Below are 16,179 nucleotides of genomic sequence, written 5' to 3' on the forward strand. Positions count from 1 at the left end.
GCAGGGTGTGGCCGCCCTGGGGATTGGGGGCGATCTCCACGGGCTGGGGCTCGGCGCCAAACCGCCGGGGCACGCCGCTGATCAGGTAGCGGGCATAGGGCAGCACCACCTGCATCAGGGCCAGGAGATGCTCCTTGCGGCCCTCCAGCTCGGGACGACCGGCCCACTGCAGGCTCCAGCCGGTGATGATGCCGAGGGCCTCGCCGCCCTGGCCCACGGACACGTCCGGCAGACCCTCGACCTTGAGGCGGCAGCTGAGTTGGTCGTATTGGAGGGTCTGCTTCATGGGGTGGGCCGGTTCAGGGTTGGGCGTCGAGGAGGCTGGCCCGCAGGCGCTCGAAGCCGCCCACGCCGCTGCCGAGGGCCAGGGCCTGGATCAGCAGGCGCGCCTGGCGGGCGCCCGATTCCGGATCCAGCAACTGCTGCACCCCACCGCGACGGGGGTTCATGCGCGCCTGGATCAGCTCGGTGAGCCGCCCCCGGAACAGAGCCCAGCGCTGGCTGAGCACCTCAGGCGGCTCGGCGCTGGTGAGCAGCCCCCGCAGCAGGGGGTAGAGGCGGTCGGCCAGGGCGCAGAGGATGCGGATCAGGGCGTCGGTTTCCGCCGGCGCCAGGGCTTCGCGGCGGGTGGTGCGGCGCAGGGGATTGGTGCAACGGCGCTTCCACAGCTCCACCCGGTTGGGGAAGAGGCTGGTGAAGCCCATCTGCTCGCTCATCCACACCATCGCCTCGCCCCCGTTGAGGTCGAGGGCTTCGGCGCTGAGCAGCAACAGATCGAGCCGTTCCAGACCGCGACGGGAGAGGGTGGCGCTGGGTTCCGGCGCGGAGGGGTCCTGGGGCATGGCTGCGATGATGCCAGCAAGTGCACCCCACCGTCACGCCCATGGCCCCAGACCTGCGGGAATTCGTGCGGGATGTGCCCGATTTTCCCAAGCCCGGCATCCTGTTTCGCGACCTCACGCCGCTGATGCGCGACCCCGACGGCTGGCAGGAGGTGATCCGCCAACTGTCGGCGGTGTGTGAGCGGCTGCAACCCGACCTGATCGTGGGCATCGAGTCGCGGGGCTTCATCGTGGGCACCGCCCTGGCCACGGCGGTGCGACTGGGCTTTGTGCCGGTGCGCAAGCCCGGCAAGCTGCCCGGCGCGGTGACCGGGGTGGACTACGCCCTCGAGTACGGCAGCGACCGGCTCGAGATTGCCAGCGACGCCCTGGCGGACGGCTCCAAGGTGCTGATCATTGACGACCTGCTGGCCACCGGGGGCACCGCCGCCGCCTGTGCCGAGCTCGTGGCGGCCGCGGGCGGCGAGCTGTGTGGCTTCGGCTTCGTGGCCGAGCTGGCAGCCCTGGAGGGGCGCCGCAAACTGCCCGATCACCAGCCCGTGGAGTCGCTGATCATCTACGCCTGATCACCACCGGTGTCCTGCCAGGTGAGCAGGGCGTCGAACTGCTCCAGGTTGATCAGGCCGAAGCGCCAGAGCACCACCGGCAGGGGGGCCTGCTCCTGCTGGGCCTGGCGCAGGCCCAGGGCCAGAGCGCTCTCGCTGAGGCCGAACTGATGGCGCAGCAGCCGCACCAGGGCCTGGGAGGGGGGTGGTTGGCTGGCGGTGCTGATCACCATGGGCAGCGCTGCAGGAGGCAGGCTCACGGGATTGCCATGCTGATCAGGGCTGCAGCAGCTGGCAAGGTCCCTGGGTCATGGCCGCCAGGCTCAGCCGCCGCAGGGGGGCCAGGCGGGCCAGCAGCAACAGGGCCAGGCGGCGCAGGGGCAGCAGCAGGGGGGAGCGGTTGGAGAACACCCGCACCAGCAGGTCGGTGGCCACCAGGGTGAGCAGCAGATCGGGCCAGCGGCGGCGGGCATAGGCCGCCGGCAGCCGCGTGGCCGCCAGCCGACCAGCCCGCACCCGGCGGGCCAGGCGGTGCAGCTGGGCCACATCGCGCCAGCAGAGGTTGAGCCCCTGGCCGCCCACCGGGTGGCAGCGGTGGCCGCTCTCGCCCACCAGCACCGTGGAGCCCCGGTGCAGGTGGCGGGCCAGCAGCAGGCTCACCGGAAAGGCGCGCGGATCGTCGACCAGGGCATCGGGCTGGAAGCGATCCGGCAGGGCGCCGGCAAGGGCATCCAGGAAGGCCGCATCCCCCAGGCTCTCGAGCTGGCGGCAGCGGTGGGCGGGGGCGCTCCAGACCAGCTGGAACAGGCCCTCCCCCAGGGGCAGCACGGCAAAGGGGCCCTCGGGGCGGAACAGCTCCCAGGCCTGGTCGTCGGCGGAGCCGCGCAGCTGCACCAGGGCCGTGAGGCAGTTCTGGCGGTAGGCCCACTGCAGGGCTCCGATGCCCAGGGCCGCCCGGGTTGGGGAGTAGGGCCCATCGGCCGCCACGATCAGATCCGGCGGCGCCGCGCGCTCGGGGGACGGGGGGGGCGCCCCCAGCTCCAGGCGGATGGCGGGGTGGGCGGCGAGGCGCTCCAGGAGCACGGTCATCAGGGGACGGTGCTGGGCCACCCAGCCCACGGCGGCGCCGGGGGCTGCCGCCAGGCGGGGGCCGAGATCAGCCAGGCCGAAGGGCACCTGCTGGCCGATGGCCAGATCCAGCAGCTGCAGGGAGCGGAAGGGCACCATCGCCTGGTGGAGCGGCTCCCACAGCCCCAGGCTGGCCAGGAGGAGCTGGCTGGAGTGGCTGAAGGCGTAGGCCCGGCTGCGCTCCAGCAACGTGGCGGCGGGCAGGGGATCGCGAATCTCCACCTGCCAGCCGGCCTCCGCCAGGGCCAGGGCCGCCAGGGCGCCGGTGGGTCCCGCCCCGTTCACCTGGGCCCGAAGGACCGGATTGGACTCAACCATCGCGGGGGCAGGGGGCGGGGAGGCAACCCGGCGGAGCGGGCACAAAAAAGCCGCAGCAAGTTTGCTGCGGCATGGGTCAGGAGTGGCTCAGCCGGTGGCGCTTAGCCAGCCAGCAGGACCCAGGAGCCCATGGGCTCAGCCGATGCCGAGCAGGCCGCGGGTGAAGGACTCACCGCCCAGGGCGAACTCGGTGGCCAGCAGGGCAATGAAGCCGAGCATGGCCATGCGGCCGTTGAGCTTCTCGGCGCGCTCGTGGAAACCCCAGCCGCTCTCGGTGGACACCACTTCCATGCGGGGCTCGGTGGCGAAGGCGTTGAGACGGCCGCCGTCTTCGGTGGTGACGGTGGCGCCGCGGATGGTGGCGGCTTCGGCTGCGGTGACCTGGGACATGACTGTCTTGTTACGGGGTGATGACGGAACTGTAACGCAATATTGCAGCTTGTAACGCGATCGCGGCGTTTTCGGGGCTGGCCTGGGGAGCGCAAGGCCGTTGGCAGGGGGCCTGCTGAACTCTGTACAAGCTGTACAGATTGCGGACACTGGTTGGGGACACCGATTACTGACACCGATGGGGGTCAGCGGCTCCACCCCCTGCCGGGAGTGGCGACGCCGCACTTCCCCGCTCAGCGAAACCGCTTGAGGCAGAGCTCCTCAAAGGCTGGCCGCAGCAGGAAGGGGTACTCCCCCACCCACAGCTTCAGTTGGGGCAACCAGGCATCGCTGATCGCCCCGATCTGGGAAAAGTCCTTGCGCTCGCTCAGAACCAGCACCCGCACCACCATGCCGGCACGGATCTGCTGGTGCTTCTTCTCGAAGGGAAAGCGCACCTTGCCCAGGTAGCCCTCCTCATCTTCGAGTTCCAGGGTGAGCCAGGTGCGGCGGTTCTCCACCAGCTCCAGGCGGCCATCGTTGTTGGCCTGTTCGCGGCGCTCCTCCACGATCTCGCGGGTGTAGAGGTCGGCAATCTCCCCTTCAAACAGGGCGGCTGCCGGGTAGCGGCGCAGGGTGGAATTCTTCTGCCCCGCCTCCAGGATCGGCCCCCAGAGCAGGTAGAGGGCAAACACCACGCCCACCACCAGGAACACCGGGCCGAACTGGCTGGAAAACAGCAGGGTCTGGCTGATCAGCAGGGTGATCACGGCGCCGATCACGGAGATCAGCACCCGCTGCAGCAGCTTGCGGGGGTTGCCGCTGCAGGCGTTGAACTGGGGGCCGGTGGCCACCGCCGGGATCAGGCGGGGCAATTCGCCCGGTCGGAGCGGAATCAGCATGAACTTCGGGCACGGCCGACCGATCACCGGGAGAATAGGGGCTTCATCCCGTCCCGCCCGGGTCGGCAGCGGCGCTCTGGGCCCTTTCCGGCTGGCTGCCCCTTCCCCTGATGGCCCAGGGCAGCGCGCCCCAGCTGAGCCTCAAATGAGCCGAAACCCTTTCCGCTGGCCCCGCGGCATCGGCAACCAGTGCCTGCTGATGCTGGCGGTGGGAGCGTTGCTCGGCACGCTGGCCCCCGATGCCACGGCGGCGCTGCAACCGCTGGCCACCCTGTTTCTGCAGGTGTCCCAGGTGGTGGTGATGCCCTATCTGATCTGCGAGCTGATCGTGGGCTTCGGTGGTCTCAGCAGCGGCACCCTGCAAACCCTGCTGCGAGGCGGCGTCGTGGTGCTGGCGGGGCTGTGGCTGGCGGCAGCCGTGCTGGTGGTCGTTCTCCCGCCCCTGTTGCCTCCGGTGGAGTACTCCGGCTTCTTCCACGCCGGCCTGTTTCAGGAGCTGCCAGACACGGATCTGCTGCGCACCTTCGTACCGGACAACATCTTCACGGCGCTAGCCGCCGACAACTTTCCTGCGGTTGTGCTGTTCAGCTCCCTGCTGGGCATGCTGTTGCAGCGGCTCGAAGGCCGGGAAGAGCTGCTGCGCACCCTGGACCTGGTGCGCCAGCTGTTTGCCAACCTCAACCGGCTGACGGCGCGGATCATCCCCTTCGGCATCCTGGCCCTGAGCGCCCTCTCCTTTGCCCAGCTGGAGATGGACCGCTTCGCCCGCATGCAGGGTCTGCTCCTGCTTTGCCTGGTGAGCCTGGTGGTGCTGGGCGTGGGGCTGGCGGCGACAGTGCTGGCGCTGACACCCCTGGGGCCCGCAGCCCTGTGGCGCATCGTGCGCGGGCCCCTGGCCTTCACGGCCAGCAGCGCCAACCTGCTGGTGGCCCTGCCCATGCTGGTGAGCAATCTGCAGGAGGAACTGCCCCGGGCCCGGGCGGCCAGCCGCGGGAGCGGTGAAGCGGAGCCGAGCCCGGCCGAACGGGAGCTGGCCAGGGAACTGGCCCCCTTGATCTCCCTGGGCTACTCCCTTCCCACCCTGGGGCAGGTGGCCAGCTTGATCTTTTTGCCCTTTGCCGGCTGGTACGTGAACCAGCCCCTGGGCATGGAGCGCACAGCCCAGATGCTGATCACCGGCATTCCCACCACGGTGGCGGGGCTGAAGGCCGTGATCCGGCAGGAACTGCTGCGCCAGGGACTGCCCCTCAACCTGCTGGAGCTGGTGTATCTCAACGCCGAATGGCTCTACCGCTTTGAAAAAGTGTTGAGCTTGCTGGGCTTGGTGGTGCTAGCTGCCCTGGTGTACTTCCTCTCGTGCGGCGCCCTGCGGCTGCGGCCCCTGCGCCTGGCGGGGGGCCTGCTGGCAGGCCTGGGGGTAGGGGCAGCGCTGCTGAGCAGCGGCCGTCAGGCCCTGGCCTCAGCCCTGGCGAACAGCTACCGCAATGACGCGATCCTGCTGAACCTGCAACCGCTGGTGCAAGCGGCGGCGCCCGCAGCGATCACGCGGCTCGAACCCGCGCCAGTGACGATGGAGGCGATCCGCCAACGGGGCCGTCTACGGGTGGGACTGCGGCGCGATGCGGTGCCTTGGGCCTTCCACAACCGACAGGGGCGACTGGTGGGGTACGACGTCGACCTGGTGCAGGCCCTGGCCCAGGCGAGCGGACTTCGCCTCGAGGTGACAGAAGCGCCGCTGGAGACCCTGGAAGTGCTGCTCAACCAGGGGGCCGTGGACCTGGCGGTGGGCGGCATCCAGAGCAGCCCAAAGCGGGCCATGCGGCACCAGGTGAGCCGCGGCTACGAAGCGGTGCACCTCGCCCTGGTGGTGCCCGATCACAAGGTGGGGAGGATCCAGCAGCTGGGAACCCTGCCACCGAAGCGCAGGGCAACGGCCAATCCCCTGCGCATCGCCGCCGCCGATCCCCAGATCCTCAGCCCCCATCTGGAGTTGCAGATGGCCCTGGCCCTCGGCGGCCCCAAGCAGGGCCTGGGACTGGCCTTCGAGCCCCTGGGCGACAAACGTCAGTTCTTCTCGGCCGAAGGGCAACGCCGCTACGACGGCCTGCTCACCACCGCGGAGGGGGGTGCCGCCTGGGCCGTGTTGCACCCCGACACCACCCTGCTGGCACCGTTCGGCGACCAGTTCGACAGCGAAGTGGTGATGCTGGTGGGGGGGCAGGACCCCAGCCTGCTGGCTTACATCAACAGCTGGTTGCTGCAGGAAAAGGGGCGGGGCCTGATGGCCGACCTCTTCCAGCACTGGATCACGGTGGAGTCTTCAGCCGAATGATCGGTTGAGGCCAGCCAGGCCAGCCTCAGAGCAAGCGCTCCAGGCCATACACCAGCCCGCCCAGCTGGCGCACCTTGCGCACGGTGAGGAGCACGCCGGGCATGTAGGCGGAGCGGTCAATCGTGTCGTGGCGCAGGGTGTAGGTCTCCCCCGGCGCGCCGAACATCACCTCCTGGTGGGCCACCAGCCCAGGCAGCCGGATCGAATGGAGGCGCAGGCCGCTCTCGCGCTGGCCGCCGCGGCAGCCCGCCAGGGTTTCGTGCTCCTCCACCTGCTGGGGGTTGAAGGCCTTGCCCAACTCCTCCATCAGCTCGGCGGTTTTGATGCAGGTGCCGCTGGGGGCATCGGCCTTGCGGTTGTGGTGCAGCTCGGTGAGCTCGGCGCAGTCGTAGAAGCGGGCGGCGGCGGCGGCGGCCTGCTGCAGCAGCACCATGCCCACCGAGAAGTTGGGAATCACGGCCCCACCCACCGAAGCCTTGTCGGCGAAGCCCGCCAGATCGGCCAGCTGCTCGGGCGAGAGCCCCGTGGTGCCGATCACCGGGTGCACCCCGTAGGCAATGGCGGCGCGGGTGTGCTCGTAGACCACCGAAGGGTGGGTGAAATCCACCAGCACCGCAGCGCCGCCCTGGCGGGCGGCCTGGCTGGCCTGGCAGAGGGCACCCTCGAAATCGCTGGTGATCGCCACCTCCAACTCACCGAGGCCGAGCTCCAGGCCCACATCGGCCCCCTCCTTGCCGGGGGTGGTGTCGATGGCGGCCACCAGCGCGCAGTCGCCCGCGCCAACCACCGCCTTCACCACCTCGGCGCCCATGCGGCCCAGGGCACCGGCCACCACAACGGGGATCGGGGCCCCAGGGGCTGACGCCGGAGCGGAGGCGGAATCAGGGGCCATGGCGGAGCCGGAGCACGTCTGGAGCGAGCCTATGCGGCACCCCGAGGGGCCCGCAGCCGCTCCAACAACGCCGCCAAATCCACCCCATCGCGCTGGGCGGGGGTGATGAAGCGCTCGGCGTAGGTGCGCCACACGCCGGCCTCGAGGAACAGCTGCAGCAGCTCCTGGTCAAGGTGGCGCTCGATGGCCATGGTCACCAGGATGTCGAGGGCCGCCGAGAGGGGCTTGCCGCTCTTGTAGGGCCGATCGGCAGCGGTGAGCGCCTCGAACACATCGGCGATGGCCATCATCCTGGCCAGGGGGCTCATCTGCCCAGCCGTGAGGCCGCGGGGATAGCCCCGGCCGTCGTTGGTTTCGTGGTGCCCCCCGGCGATCTCGGGCACGGCGGCCAGGTGGGCCGGGAAGGGCAGGGCCGCCAACATCCGGATGGTCTGGATGATGTGCTCGTTGATCTTGTAGCGCTCCTCGGCACTGAGGGTGCCGCGGCTGATGGCCAGGTTGTGGAGCTCGCCGCGGTCGTAGAGCAGCTCGGGCTCGGCCATGGTGATGCCCCAGGGGTTGTCCTTGGGCAGGCGCTGCTGGGGCAGGCGCTCGATGCGGTGGTGGGGCTGGTCGGCCAGCAGGGGCTCCCACACCGGCAGGGGCGGCTGGGGCTGCCGCTGGCGCCGGCGCAGCTCCTCGGCGCTCACGCCGGCCCGGTCGTCGAGGGTGCGGCGCCAGCGGCGCTCGGCGATGGCCTGGAGCCGGGCCAGCCGCTCCGGCGCCATGAACTCGCCGCCCAGGTTGCATTCGGCCACGAAGGCGAAGTCGGCATCGAGCTCGGCCCAGAGCCGCTCCAGCTCGGCTTGCAGGGCCTGCCGATCCCCACCGCCGGCGATGGCCCGCCAGGTGTCGGTTTCCGCCGTGGCCTTGAGCAGCTCAAAGCGCATCCGCACCTCGTGGATGCGGTCGTGGAGGGTTTCGAGCTTGGTGGCCTTGTCGACCACGTATTCCGGCGTGGTCACCTTGCCGCAGTCGTGCAGCCAGGAGGCCAGGTGCAGGGCCTCCCAGTCCTGCTCCGAGAGGGCGAAGCCGGCGTAGGGGCCGCTGCGGGCCTCACAGGCGGCGGTGGCCAGCAGCTTGGCCAGCTCCGGCACCCGGGCGCAGTGGCCGCCGGTGTAGGGACTCTTGGCGTCAATCGCATCGGCGATCAACTGGATGAAGGCCTCAAACAGGGCCTTCTGGGCGGCGATCAGGCCGCGGGTTTCCAGCGCCACGGCCGCATTGCCCGAGAGGGCCCGGCAGAAGGCCACCCGGGCCGGCTCGGGCGGCGCCGCAAAGTGCAGCACCAGCTCCCCCAGGCTCTCGCCGCGGCGACTGAGCAGGGGCAGGGCCAGGCAGTCGGCGGCGCCATCGTCGGCGGCGGCCTCCACCTCGCCCTGCACCAGGCGCCGGTCCGGGGGCACCACCAGGGTGCCGCCGCGGGCGCCACTCACCTGCACCGATTCCTCCAGCAGCTGCTCCAGCAGCCGGTCCACGTTCTCCTCGGCGGCCAGCAGGGCCGACATGTCGAGGAACCGGCGGATCGTGCCCCGCATGCCCTCGAAGGTGACCACCAGCCCATCCACCTCGGCGATGCGGGAGCGGGGCACCCCCTCGCCATCGAGCTCAAAGCCCCGGATCGCCTGGGCCTGGCGGGCCAGCCGGCGCAGGCTGGCCGAGAGCCGGCGGGACAGCAGCACCACCACCGGCACGGTGAGCAGCAGCACCAGCAGGGTGGCCGCACCGCCCTCTCGGGCCAGACGCCGGGAGTCGGCCAGCAGTTCCCGCTCGGGCATGGCCATCAGCAGAAAGGTGCTGGCGCCCTTGATGGGGGAGGGCAGCCCCACCACGGCGCCGCGCCACAGTTGGCCCCCCGCCCGGAAGCGGCTGAAGCCCGGCGCCCGCTCCACGGCATCGGGATGGGCCACCGCCGCCTGGAGCTGGGGGGCCAGGGCCGCCAGGGCCGGCATGCCGAGCTGGGCCAGGGTGGGCATCACCACCTCTCCCCGCGGCGCCTGGCTGAGCTGCCCCATGCCCGCCATGCCCGGGGTGGCCACCACCGAGCCGCGGGGGGTCACGATCGCCAGCTGGGTGCCCGGGGTGATCCGGTAGTGGCGCAGCAGTTCACCCAGGTTGCTGAGGGGCAGGGCCACGCCCACGGCTCCGCCATCGGCGGTGGCGAGAGACAAAGTCACCCCCATCTGGCCACCGAAACTGAAGCGGTGCACCGGCGCCAACACCGGCCCCTTGGCGAGCTGGGCCAGGCGCACCCAGGGGCGGTTCTGGAGCACGAAACCGGCCGGCAAGGGCGCCTGCTGGTCACTCAGCTGACGCAAGGCGGCATCGAACACCAGGCGGCGCCCCTGGCGCTGGCCCGGATCGATGCCCTGCACGAGCAGGGCGGCACCAGGCGGAAGGCCCGGCACCATCAACCCCTGGCTGTCCCGCACCCGGGCCACCAGAAAAAAGCGCCCGCCCCGATCCGCCACCAGGTAGGCCGCATAGGACGGGGTGTTGGCCAGGGCCTCGGCGAAGCGGGGCAACAACGCCAGCCGCTGGGCAAAGCTGCGGTCGTCGGCCAGGTCTTCGATCCGCTCCAGTTCCAGCACCGCCTTGGCGGGATCGAGGGCCCGGCCGAGCTGGGCCCGCAACTCCCCCACCAATGCCTGCAGGGTCTGCTCACTGGCGCTGGAGAGCACCTCCTCGGTGCGGCGCACCCCCAGGGCACTCACCAGCAGGCCGGTGCCGCACACCAGGGGCAGAAACAGACCCACGAGTGCCGTGGTGAGCCCCACCCGGGGGAAGCGTTTTGGCATGCCCCTTGGTAGCAAGGCCAGCCAGGGCTCGCATCTGGGCGTAGCCCTCCGTAGATTCCTTGCCAGTGCTCACTCCACCGCGCGCATGTTCACGCAGGTCCGCTCCACCAACCGCCGCATCACCCCCGGCGACGTGAACGGCCGGGCGGTGATGAAAGCCGTGTATGTGGTGCTCGAGCCCCAGTACCAGAACGCCCTCACCCAGGCGGCCACCTCGCTCAACGCCCAGAACGGCCCGCTGGCGATTGAGCTGAGCGGCTATCTGATCGAAGAACTGCGCGACCCCCAGAACTACGCCGACTTCCAGGCCGATGTGGCCGCTGCGGACGTGTTCATCGCCTCGCTGATCTTCATTGAAGATCTGGCCCAGAAGGTGGTGGAGGCGGTGGCCCCCCACCGCGACCGCCTCAAGGCGGCGGTGGTGTTCCCCTCCATGCCGGAGGTGATGCGGCTCAACAAGCTCGGCACCTTCTCGATGGCCCAGCTGGGCCAGAGCAAGAGCGCCATCGCCAGCTTCATGAAAAAGCGCAAGGAGGCCGGCGGCGCCGGCTTCCAGGACGCGATGTTGAAGCTGCTCAACACCCTGCCCACGGTTCTCAAATACCTGCCGGTGGAGAAGGCGCAGGACGCCCGCTCCTTCATGCTCAGCTTCCAGTATTGGCTGGGCGGCACGCCAGACAACCTCAGGAACTTCCTGTTGATGCTGGCCGACAAATACGTGTTCCCCAAGGGCGACAGCGACCGGCCGGCAGTGGTGGTGGCCGAGCCCGAGGTGTTCCCCGATCTGGGCATCTGGCACCCCCTGGCGCCGGGGATGTTCGAAGACCTCAAGGAATACCTCAACTGGACGTCCAGCCGCAGCGATCTGAGCGAGGAGGCCCGCAAGGGTCCGGTGATCGGCCTGGTGCTGCAGCGCAGCCACATCGTCACCGGCGATGAGGCCCACTACGTGGCCGTGATCCAGGAGATGGAATACCGGGGCGCCACCGTGATCCCGGTGTTCTGCGGCGGCCTGGATTTCACCAAGCCGGTGAACGCCTTCTTCTACGACCCCCTCAACCCCGATATCCCCCTGGTGGATGGGGTGGTGAGTCTCACCGGCTTTGCCCTGGTGGGCGGCCCGGCCCGCCAGGACCACCCCAAGGCGATCGAGGTGCTCAAGAAGCTCAACCGCCCCTACATGGTGGCCCTGCCGCTGGTGTTCCAAACCACCCAGGAGTGGGAGGAGAGCGACCTCGGCCTGCACCCGGTGCAGGTGGCCCTGCAGATCGCCATCCCCGAACTCGATGGCGCCATTGAGCCGATCGTGCTGAGCGGCCGCGACGACGCCACCGGCAAGGCCCACACCCTGCAAGACCGGGTGGATGCCATCGCCGAGCGGGCAATCCGCTGGGCCTCGCTGCGGGTGAAGCCCCGCGCCGAGAAGAAGCTGGCGATCACCGTGTTCAGCTTCCCGCCCGACAAGGGCAACGTGGGCACCGCGGCCTACCTCGATGTGTTCGGTTCGATCTACCGGGTGCTCGAGGAGATGAGGGCCAAGGGCTACGACGTGCAGAACCTGCCCCGGGATTCCAAAGCCCTGATGGAAGCGGTGATCAACGACCCCGAGGCCCTCCAAGGGGCGCCGGAGCTCTCGATCGCCCACCGCATGAGCGTGGAGGAGTACGAGCGGCTCACCCCCTATTCCGAGCGGCTCGAAGAGAACTGGGGCAAGCCCCCCGGCAACCTGAATTCCGACGGCACCAACCTGCTGATCTACGGCCGCCACTTCGGCAACGTGTTTGTGGGGGTGCAGCCCACCTTTGGCTACGAGGGCGACCCGATGCGGCTGCTCTACTCGCGCAGCGCCAGCCCCCACCACGGTTTTGCCGCCTACTACACCTATCTGGAGAAGGTTTGGCAGGCCGATGCGGTGCTGCACTTCGGCACCCACGGCTCGCTGGAGTTCATGCCCGGCAAGCAGATGGGCATGAGCGAAACCTGCTACCCCGATTCCCTGATCGGCGCCCTGCCCAACCTGTACTACTACGCCGCCAACAACCCGAGCGAGGCCACGATCGCCAAGCGGCGCGGCTACGCCTCCACGATCAGCTACCTCACGCCCCCAGCCGAAAACGCCGGCCTGTATCGGGGCCTCAAGGAGCTGGGTGAGCTGGTGGGCTCCTACCAGCAGCTGCGGGAAGGCAGCCGGGGCGTGCAGATCGTGAACGCGATCGTGGAAACGGCGCGCCAGTGCAACCTGGACAAGGACGTGACCCTGCCCGAGGTGGATGCCTCGGAGCTGGATGTGGACGGCCGCGACGGCGTGGTGGGCGCGGTGTACCGCCAGCTGATGGAGATCGAAAGCCGGCTGCTGCCCTGTGGCCTGCACACCATCGGCAAGCCCCCAACCGCCGAGGAGGCGATCGCCACCCTGGTGAACATCGCGGCACTGGAGCGCGACGAAGACGGCCTGCGCTCCCTGCCGGGCCTGCTGGCCGAGAGCCGGGGCCGCACGATTGCCGAGGTGTACAAGGGCAACGACAACGGCGTGCTCGCCGATGTGGAGCTCAACCGCACGATCACCGAGGTGTGCCGCGCGGCGGTGGGCTCGATGGTGAAGGCCGTTACCGGCGCCGATGGCCGGGTAACCCTGCGGGAAAACTTCGGCTGGTTCTTCAAGCTGCTGGAGCAATTCGGCTTCCAGCTGCCCAGCCCCTGGCTGAGCGCCTGCCGCTCGGCCGGCTTTGCCGATCTGGATCAGGCCGAGCTCGACAAGCTGTTTGGCTACCTGCGCTTCTGCCTCGAGCAGATCTGCGCCGACATGGAGATGGAGAGCCTGCTCAAGGCCCTCGATGGCGAATACGTGCTGCCGGGCCCCGGCGGCGACCCGATCCGCAACCCGGGCGTGCTGCCCAGCGGCAAGAACATCCACGCCCTCGATCCCCAATCGATTCCCACCCGCGCCGCGATCGCGGCCGCCAAGGTGGTGGTGGACCGGCTGATCGAGCGTCAGAAAGCGGAGCAGGGCGCCTGGCCCGAAACGATTGCCTGCGTGCTGTGGGGCACCGACAACATCAAGACCTACGGCGAATCATTGGCCCAGATCCTGTGGTTCATCGGGGTGCGGCCGGTGGCCGACTCCCTGGGCCGGGTGAACAAGCTGGAGCTGATCCCCCTCGAAGAGCTGGGCCGGCCCCGCATCGACGTGGTGGTGAACTGCAGCGGCGTGTTCCGCGACCTGTTCATCAACCAGATGGGCCTGATCGACCAGGGCGTGAAGATGGCGGCCGAGGCCGATGAGCCCCTGGAGATGAACTTCGTGCGCCGCCACGCCCAGGAACAGGCCGAGGCCCAGGGCGTGTCGCTGCGGGACGCGGCCACCCGGGTGTTCTCCAATGCCAGCGGGAGCTACTCATCAAATGTGAACCTGGCGGTGGAGAACAGCACCTGGGAGGAGGAGAACGAGCTGCAGGAGATGTACCTCTCACGCAAGACGTTTGCCTTCAACGCCGACAACCCCGGCGAAATGAACCAGAACCGCGAGGTGTTCGAATCGGCGATGAAAACCGCCGATGTGACCTTCCAGAACCTGGATTCCGCCGAGATCTCGCTCACCGATGTGAGCCACTACTTCGACTCCGACCCCACCAAGCTGATTGCCGGCCTGCGCGATGACGGCAAGGCCCCCGCCAGCTACATCGCCGACACCACCACGGCGAATGCCCAGGTGCGCTCTTTGGGCGAAACGATCCGGCTGGATTCACGCACCAAGCTGCTCAACCCCAAGTGGTACGAGGGCATGCTGAACAGCGGCTATGAGGGTGTGCGCGAAGTGGCGAAGCGGCTCAACTTCACCCTGGGCTGGAGTGCCACCAGCGGAGCGGTGGACAACTTCGTGTACGAGGAGGCCAACGACACCTTCATCAACGACCCGGAGATGCGCCAGCGGCTGATGGACCTCAATCCCCACAGCTTCCGCCGCATCGTGGGCACCCTGCTGGAAGTGAACGGCCGCGGTTACTGGGAAACCAGCGACGAGAACATCGCCCAGCTGCAGGAGATCTACCAGGAAATCGAAGACCGGATTGAGGGGGTGACGGAGGGGTGATGCTCACTGGAGCATGAACCCCACACCCCGCACGGTGTGGATCAGGGTCTCAAGATCAGGGCGTTCGATCTTCTTGCGCAGATAGCGGATGTAGACATCGAGGAGATTGTCGTCTCCCACCCAGGTGTCACCCCACACGGCGGTGAGGATCTGATGTCGGGAGAGCACCTGCTCCTTGTGGCGCAACAGATACAGCAAGAGCTCGTATTCCTTCACGGTGAGCTTGAGGCTGAGGCCGGCGCGACTCACAACCCGCTCATCGGTGTTCACGATGAGGTCGCGGTGGATGAGCTGGGAGCCATCGGCATCGTTGGCACCCATGCGAGAGCGGCGGAGCAGGGCCCGGATCCGGGCCGTGAACTCCTCTAAGGCGAAGGGGAACGGGAGGGCCTCATCGGCACCAGCATCGAGGGCCGCCACCCGCTCGCTGTAGCGATCAGAACGGCAGAGCAGCATCAAGGGAAGAGTGGACCCTTGATCCCGCACCCGCCTGGAGATCTCGATGCCCGTGAGGGTGGGCAGGGCTACATCGAGGATGGCGAGATCCGGTGGCGATAGGAGGAGATGCTGCTGAGCCAGATGGCCATCCGTTTCGAGGTGGAGCACACAGCCCAAGGCGCGGAGATGCTTTTGCAGCAGATCACAGCGACGGGAATCGGAATCGGCGAGCAACACACGGGCGGTGATCGACACGCCAACACACCTGGGAGAGAAGATCAAAAAGAAAAGGCCCCGACGAGGAATCGCCGGAGCCTGAGTGTAGGTCTAGAAGACGATTAATCAGACCATCGAACCTGAATCGTCGTAGCTGTCAACAGGTACCACATGGGCATCGTGGATTTCCATGAAGTGGTCATCGAGGGCAGCGAGAACGTCAGCGCCATTGGCGTCGCCTGCGGCATCGAAGGCGATATCGATGCCGTCATCCACGGAGAGGTCATTGAGATCGTGGGCGAGCTGGTTGTAGACCTCCTGTTGAATCACAGCATGATCTTCAATCGACAATCCATAACTGTCGACGAAGGACGACACCATGTGATCGAGACCGTAGGCCAGCTCGGCAACACTGAGGTCGCCATTGCCATCGGTATCACCCGATGTGGCCATGGTGTCGAGGTAGGAGGCCACCAGTTGATCAACTGGATAGCTGGTATCAGCAGACTGGACGGCAAACGCCATGTCTTCCGCCAAGCCGGTAGTGCCGTCGTCGTAGGTGACGGTCATCTGACCGTAAACCTGAACATCTCCACCAGCCGAGGTGTAGGCCGTGCTGTCGTCGTCGTAGGTGAGCGCAATGCTCTCGATCCCCCAATCGCCAAGGGAGGCATACTCGCCTTCCTGCTGAATGCCATCAACGTTCAGATCCTGCCAGACCCCGAAGGAGGTCCAGGCATCATCCTGCTCGTCGAAGACACCATCTTTATTGGAATCGAAGTAGGCAGCCAGGGCCTGCATATCAGTGGTGACATCAGGATTATCGCCCCACATAGTGAAGACGAACTCCTTGGCTTCCGTGATCTGGCCGTCGTTGTTGTAATCGTAGGCAAGGAGGCCGTCTAAAGCTCCAATCCAAGCAGTAGCAACAGATCCATTACCGTAGTCGAATGAGACTCCAGAATTTGAGTCAAGATAATCAATGACATTGTCCCCATTCAGATCAAGCGCAACAGGCCCAGGGTTTGGAGACCAGCCAGGAGTGGCATCAGCATCCATATAGATGGAGAAAGGCTGTGACTCTTCAAAATCACCATCGGAATCTACGACACGAAGCGCAAACGTATAATCGTAGTCATCCGGCAGCGTTGTGACTTCATACTCCAGGCCGACACCAGTCAACTTCCAGTTCGTATTGCTACTAAAAACTTCAATATAGTCAACAGCCCTAGACGTATCCAGGCCAATGGTATAAATATAAGAACTTAGC

Annotated in this window: 13 protein-coding genes; 3 read left to right on the plus strand and 10 right to left on the minus strand. The window is 67.6% G+C overall.

The genetic code is table 11. The features are described 5' to 3' along the window. Together KBY71_RS11595 and KBY71_RS11600 are read right to left on the minus strand one after the other, a co-directional pair. A partial coding sequence (locus KBY71_RS11595) for a DUF4335 domain-containing protein (RefSeq protein WP_254929062.1) occupies positions 1–286 on the minus strand: 286 nt, incomplete at its 3' end. A gap of 13 nt (positions 287–299) precedes the next feature. Further along, positions 300–842 carry a DUF3038 domain-containing protein gene (locus tag KBY71_RS11600; RefSeq protein ID WP_254929063.1) on the minus strand — a complete coding sequence of 181 codons (543 nt, stop codon included), beginning with the start codon at positions 840–842 and terminating at the stop codon, positions 300–302. Positions 843–883: 41 nt separating this feature from the next. Between KBY71_RS11600 and KBY71_RS11605 the strand changes: the two genes are divergently transcribed. Next, a complete protein-coding gene (locus tag KBY71_RS11605) occupies positions 884–1,408 on the plus strand; it encodes an adenine phosphoribosyltransferase (RefSeq protein ID WP_254929064.1) in 525 nt (174 codons plus the stop codon). Here the strand turns inward: KBY71_RS11605 and KBY71_RS11610 are convergent. The 4 genes from KBY71_RS11610 to KBY71_RS11625 form a co-directional block, all read right to left on the minus strand. Further along, positions 1,399–1,620, minus strand: coding sequence for a DUF2949 domain-containing protein (locus KBY71_RS11610; RefSeq protein WP_254929073.1), 222 nt, complete (start codon positions 1,618–1,620; stop codon positions 1,399–1,401). The genes KBY71_RS11605 and KBY71_RS11610 overlap by 10 nt on opposite strands. Positions 1,621–1,663: 43 nt before the next feature. After that, positions 1,664–2,833 (minus strand): FAD-dependent monooxygenase, encoded by a 1,170-nt coding sequence (locus KBY71_RS11615; RefSeq protein ID WP_254929065.1) that lies wholly within the window; start codon positions 2,831–2,833, stop codon positions 1,664–1,666. A 135-nt stretch (positions 2,834–2,968) separates the two neighbouring features. Then, a complete protein-coding gene (locus KBY71_RS11620; RefSeq protein ID WP_254929066.1) occupies positions 2,969–3,223 on the minus strand; it encodes a high light inducible protein in 255 nt (84 codons plus the stop codon). Positions 3,224–3,456: 233 nt separating this feature from the next. Further along, positions 3,457–4,104 carry a hypothetical protein gene (locus KBY71_RS11625; RefSeq protein WP_254929067.1) on the minus strand — a complete coding sequence of 216 codons (648 nt, stop codon included), beginning with the start codon at positions 4,102–4,104 and terminating at the stop codon, positions 3,457–3,459. A gap of 145 nt (positions 4,105–4,249) precedes the next feature. On the opposite strand from KBY71_RS11625, the gene KBY71_RS11630 reads away from it, so the two are divergent. Next, positions 4,250–6,436, plus strand: coding sequence for a cation:dicarboxylate symporter family transporter (locus KBY71_RS11630; RefSeq protein ID WP_254929068.1), 2,187 nt, complete (start codon positions 4,250–4,252; stop codon positions 6,434–6,436). Between the two features lie 25 nt (positions 6,437–6,461). Here the strand turns inward: KBY71_RS11630 and dapB are convergent, their stop codons facing one another. Both dapB and KBY71_RS15140 read right to left on the minus strand, forming a co-directional pair. Further along, a complete protein-coding gene (gene dapB, locus KBY71_RS11635; protein ID WP_254929069.1) occupies positions 6,462–7,328 on the minus strand; it encodes a 4-hydroxy-tetrahydrodipicolinate reductase in 867 nt (288 codons plus the stop codon). A 29-nt stretch (positions 7,329–7,357) separates the two neighbouring features. Further along, positions 7,358–10,165 (minus strand): HD domain-containing phosphohydrolase, encoded by a 2,808-nt coding sequence (locus KBY71_RS15140; RefSeq protein WP_315858552.1) that lies wholly within the window; start codon positions 10,163–10,165, stop codon positions 7,358–7,360. Positions 10,166–10,250: 85 nt separating this feature from the next. Here KBY71_RS15140 and KBY71_RS11645 point away from each other — a divergent pair, with 85 nt between their 5' ends. Further along, entirely contained in the window at positions 10,251–14,255 is a 4,005-nt protein-coding gene (locus tag KBY71_RS11645; protein ID WP_254929070.1) for a magnesium chelatase subunit H, read from the plus strand. Positions 14,256–14,258: 3 nt separating this feature from the next. On the opposite strand, the gene KBY71_RS11650 is transcribed toward KBY71_RS11645, so the two are convergent. Together KBY71_RS11650 and KBY71_RS11655 are read right to left on the minus strand one after the other, a co-directional pair. Then, positions 14,259–14,948, minus strand: a complete 690-nt coding sequence (locus KBY71_RS11650) for a response regulator transcription factor (protein ID WP_254929071.1) — start codon at positions 14,946–14,948, stop codon at positions 14,259–14,261. An 87-nt stretch (positions 14,949–15,035) separates the two neighbouring features. After that, the coding region (locus KBY71_RS11655) for a hypothetical protein (RefSeq protein WP_254929072.1) at positions 15,036–16,179 on the minus strand (1,144 nt) is incomplete at its 5' end.

Source organism: Cyanobium sp. T1B-Tous (genome assembly GCF_024345475.1).
Taxonomy (GTDB): domain Bacteria; phylum Cyanobacteriota; class Cyanobacteriia; order PCC-6307; family Cyanobiaceae; genus Cyanobium_A.

Excerpts from the sequence above, each read along its gene's own strand:
- KBY71_RS11630 (WP_254929068.1), top strand. The coding sequence starts at position 4,250 with ATGAGCCGAAACCCTTTCCGCTGGCCCCGCGGCATCGGCAACCAGTGC.
- KBY71_RS11615 (WP_254929065.1), bottom strand. The coding sequence starts at position 2,833 with ATGGTTGAGTCCAATCCGGTCCTTCGGGCCCAGGTGAACGGGGCGGGA.
- KBY71_RS11610 (WP_254929073.1), bottom strand. The coding sequence starts at position 1,620 with ATGGTGATCAGCACCGCCAGCCAACCACCCCCCTCCCAGGCCCTGGTG.
- KBY71_RS11645 (WP_254929070.1), top strand. The coding sequence starts at position 10,251 with ATGTTCACGCAGGTCCGCTCCACCAACCGCCGCATCACCCCCGGCGAC.
- KBY71_RS11620 (WP_254929066.1), bottom strand. The coding sequence starts at position 3,223 with ATGTCCCAGGTCACCGCAGCCGAAGCCGCCACCATCCGCGGCGCCACC.
- KBY71_RS11605 (WP_254929064.1), top strand. The coding sequence starts at position 884 with ATGGCCCCAGACCTGCGGGAATTCGTGCGGGATGTGCCCGATTTTCCC.
- dapB (WP_254929069.1), bottom strand. The coding sequence starts at position 7,328 with ATGGCCCCTGATTCCGCCTCCGCTCCGGCGTCAGCCCCTGGGGCCCCG.
- KBY71_RS11600 (WP_254929063.1), bottom strand. The coding sequence starts at position 842 with ATGCCCCAGGACCCCTCCGCGCCGGAACCCAGCGCCACCCTCTCCCGT.
- KBY71_RS11625 (WP_254929067.1), bottom strand. The coding sequence starts at position 4,104 with ATGCTGATTCCGCTCCGACCGGGCGAATTGCCCCGCCTGATCCCGGCG.
- KBY71_RS15140 (WP_315858552.1), bottom strand. The coding sequence starts at position 10,165 with ATGCCAAAACGCTTCCCCCGGGTGGGGCTCACCACGGCACTCGTGGGT.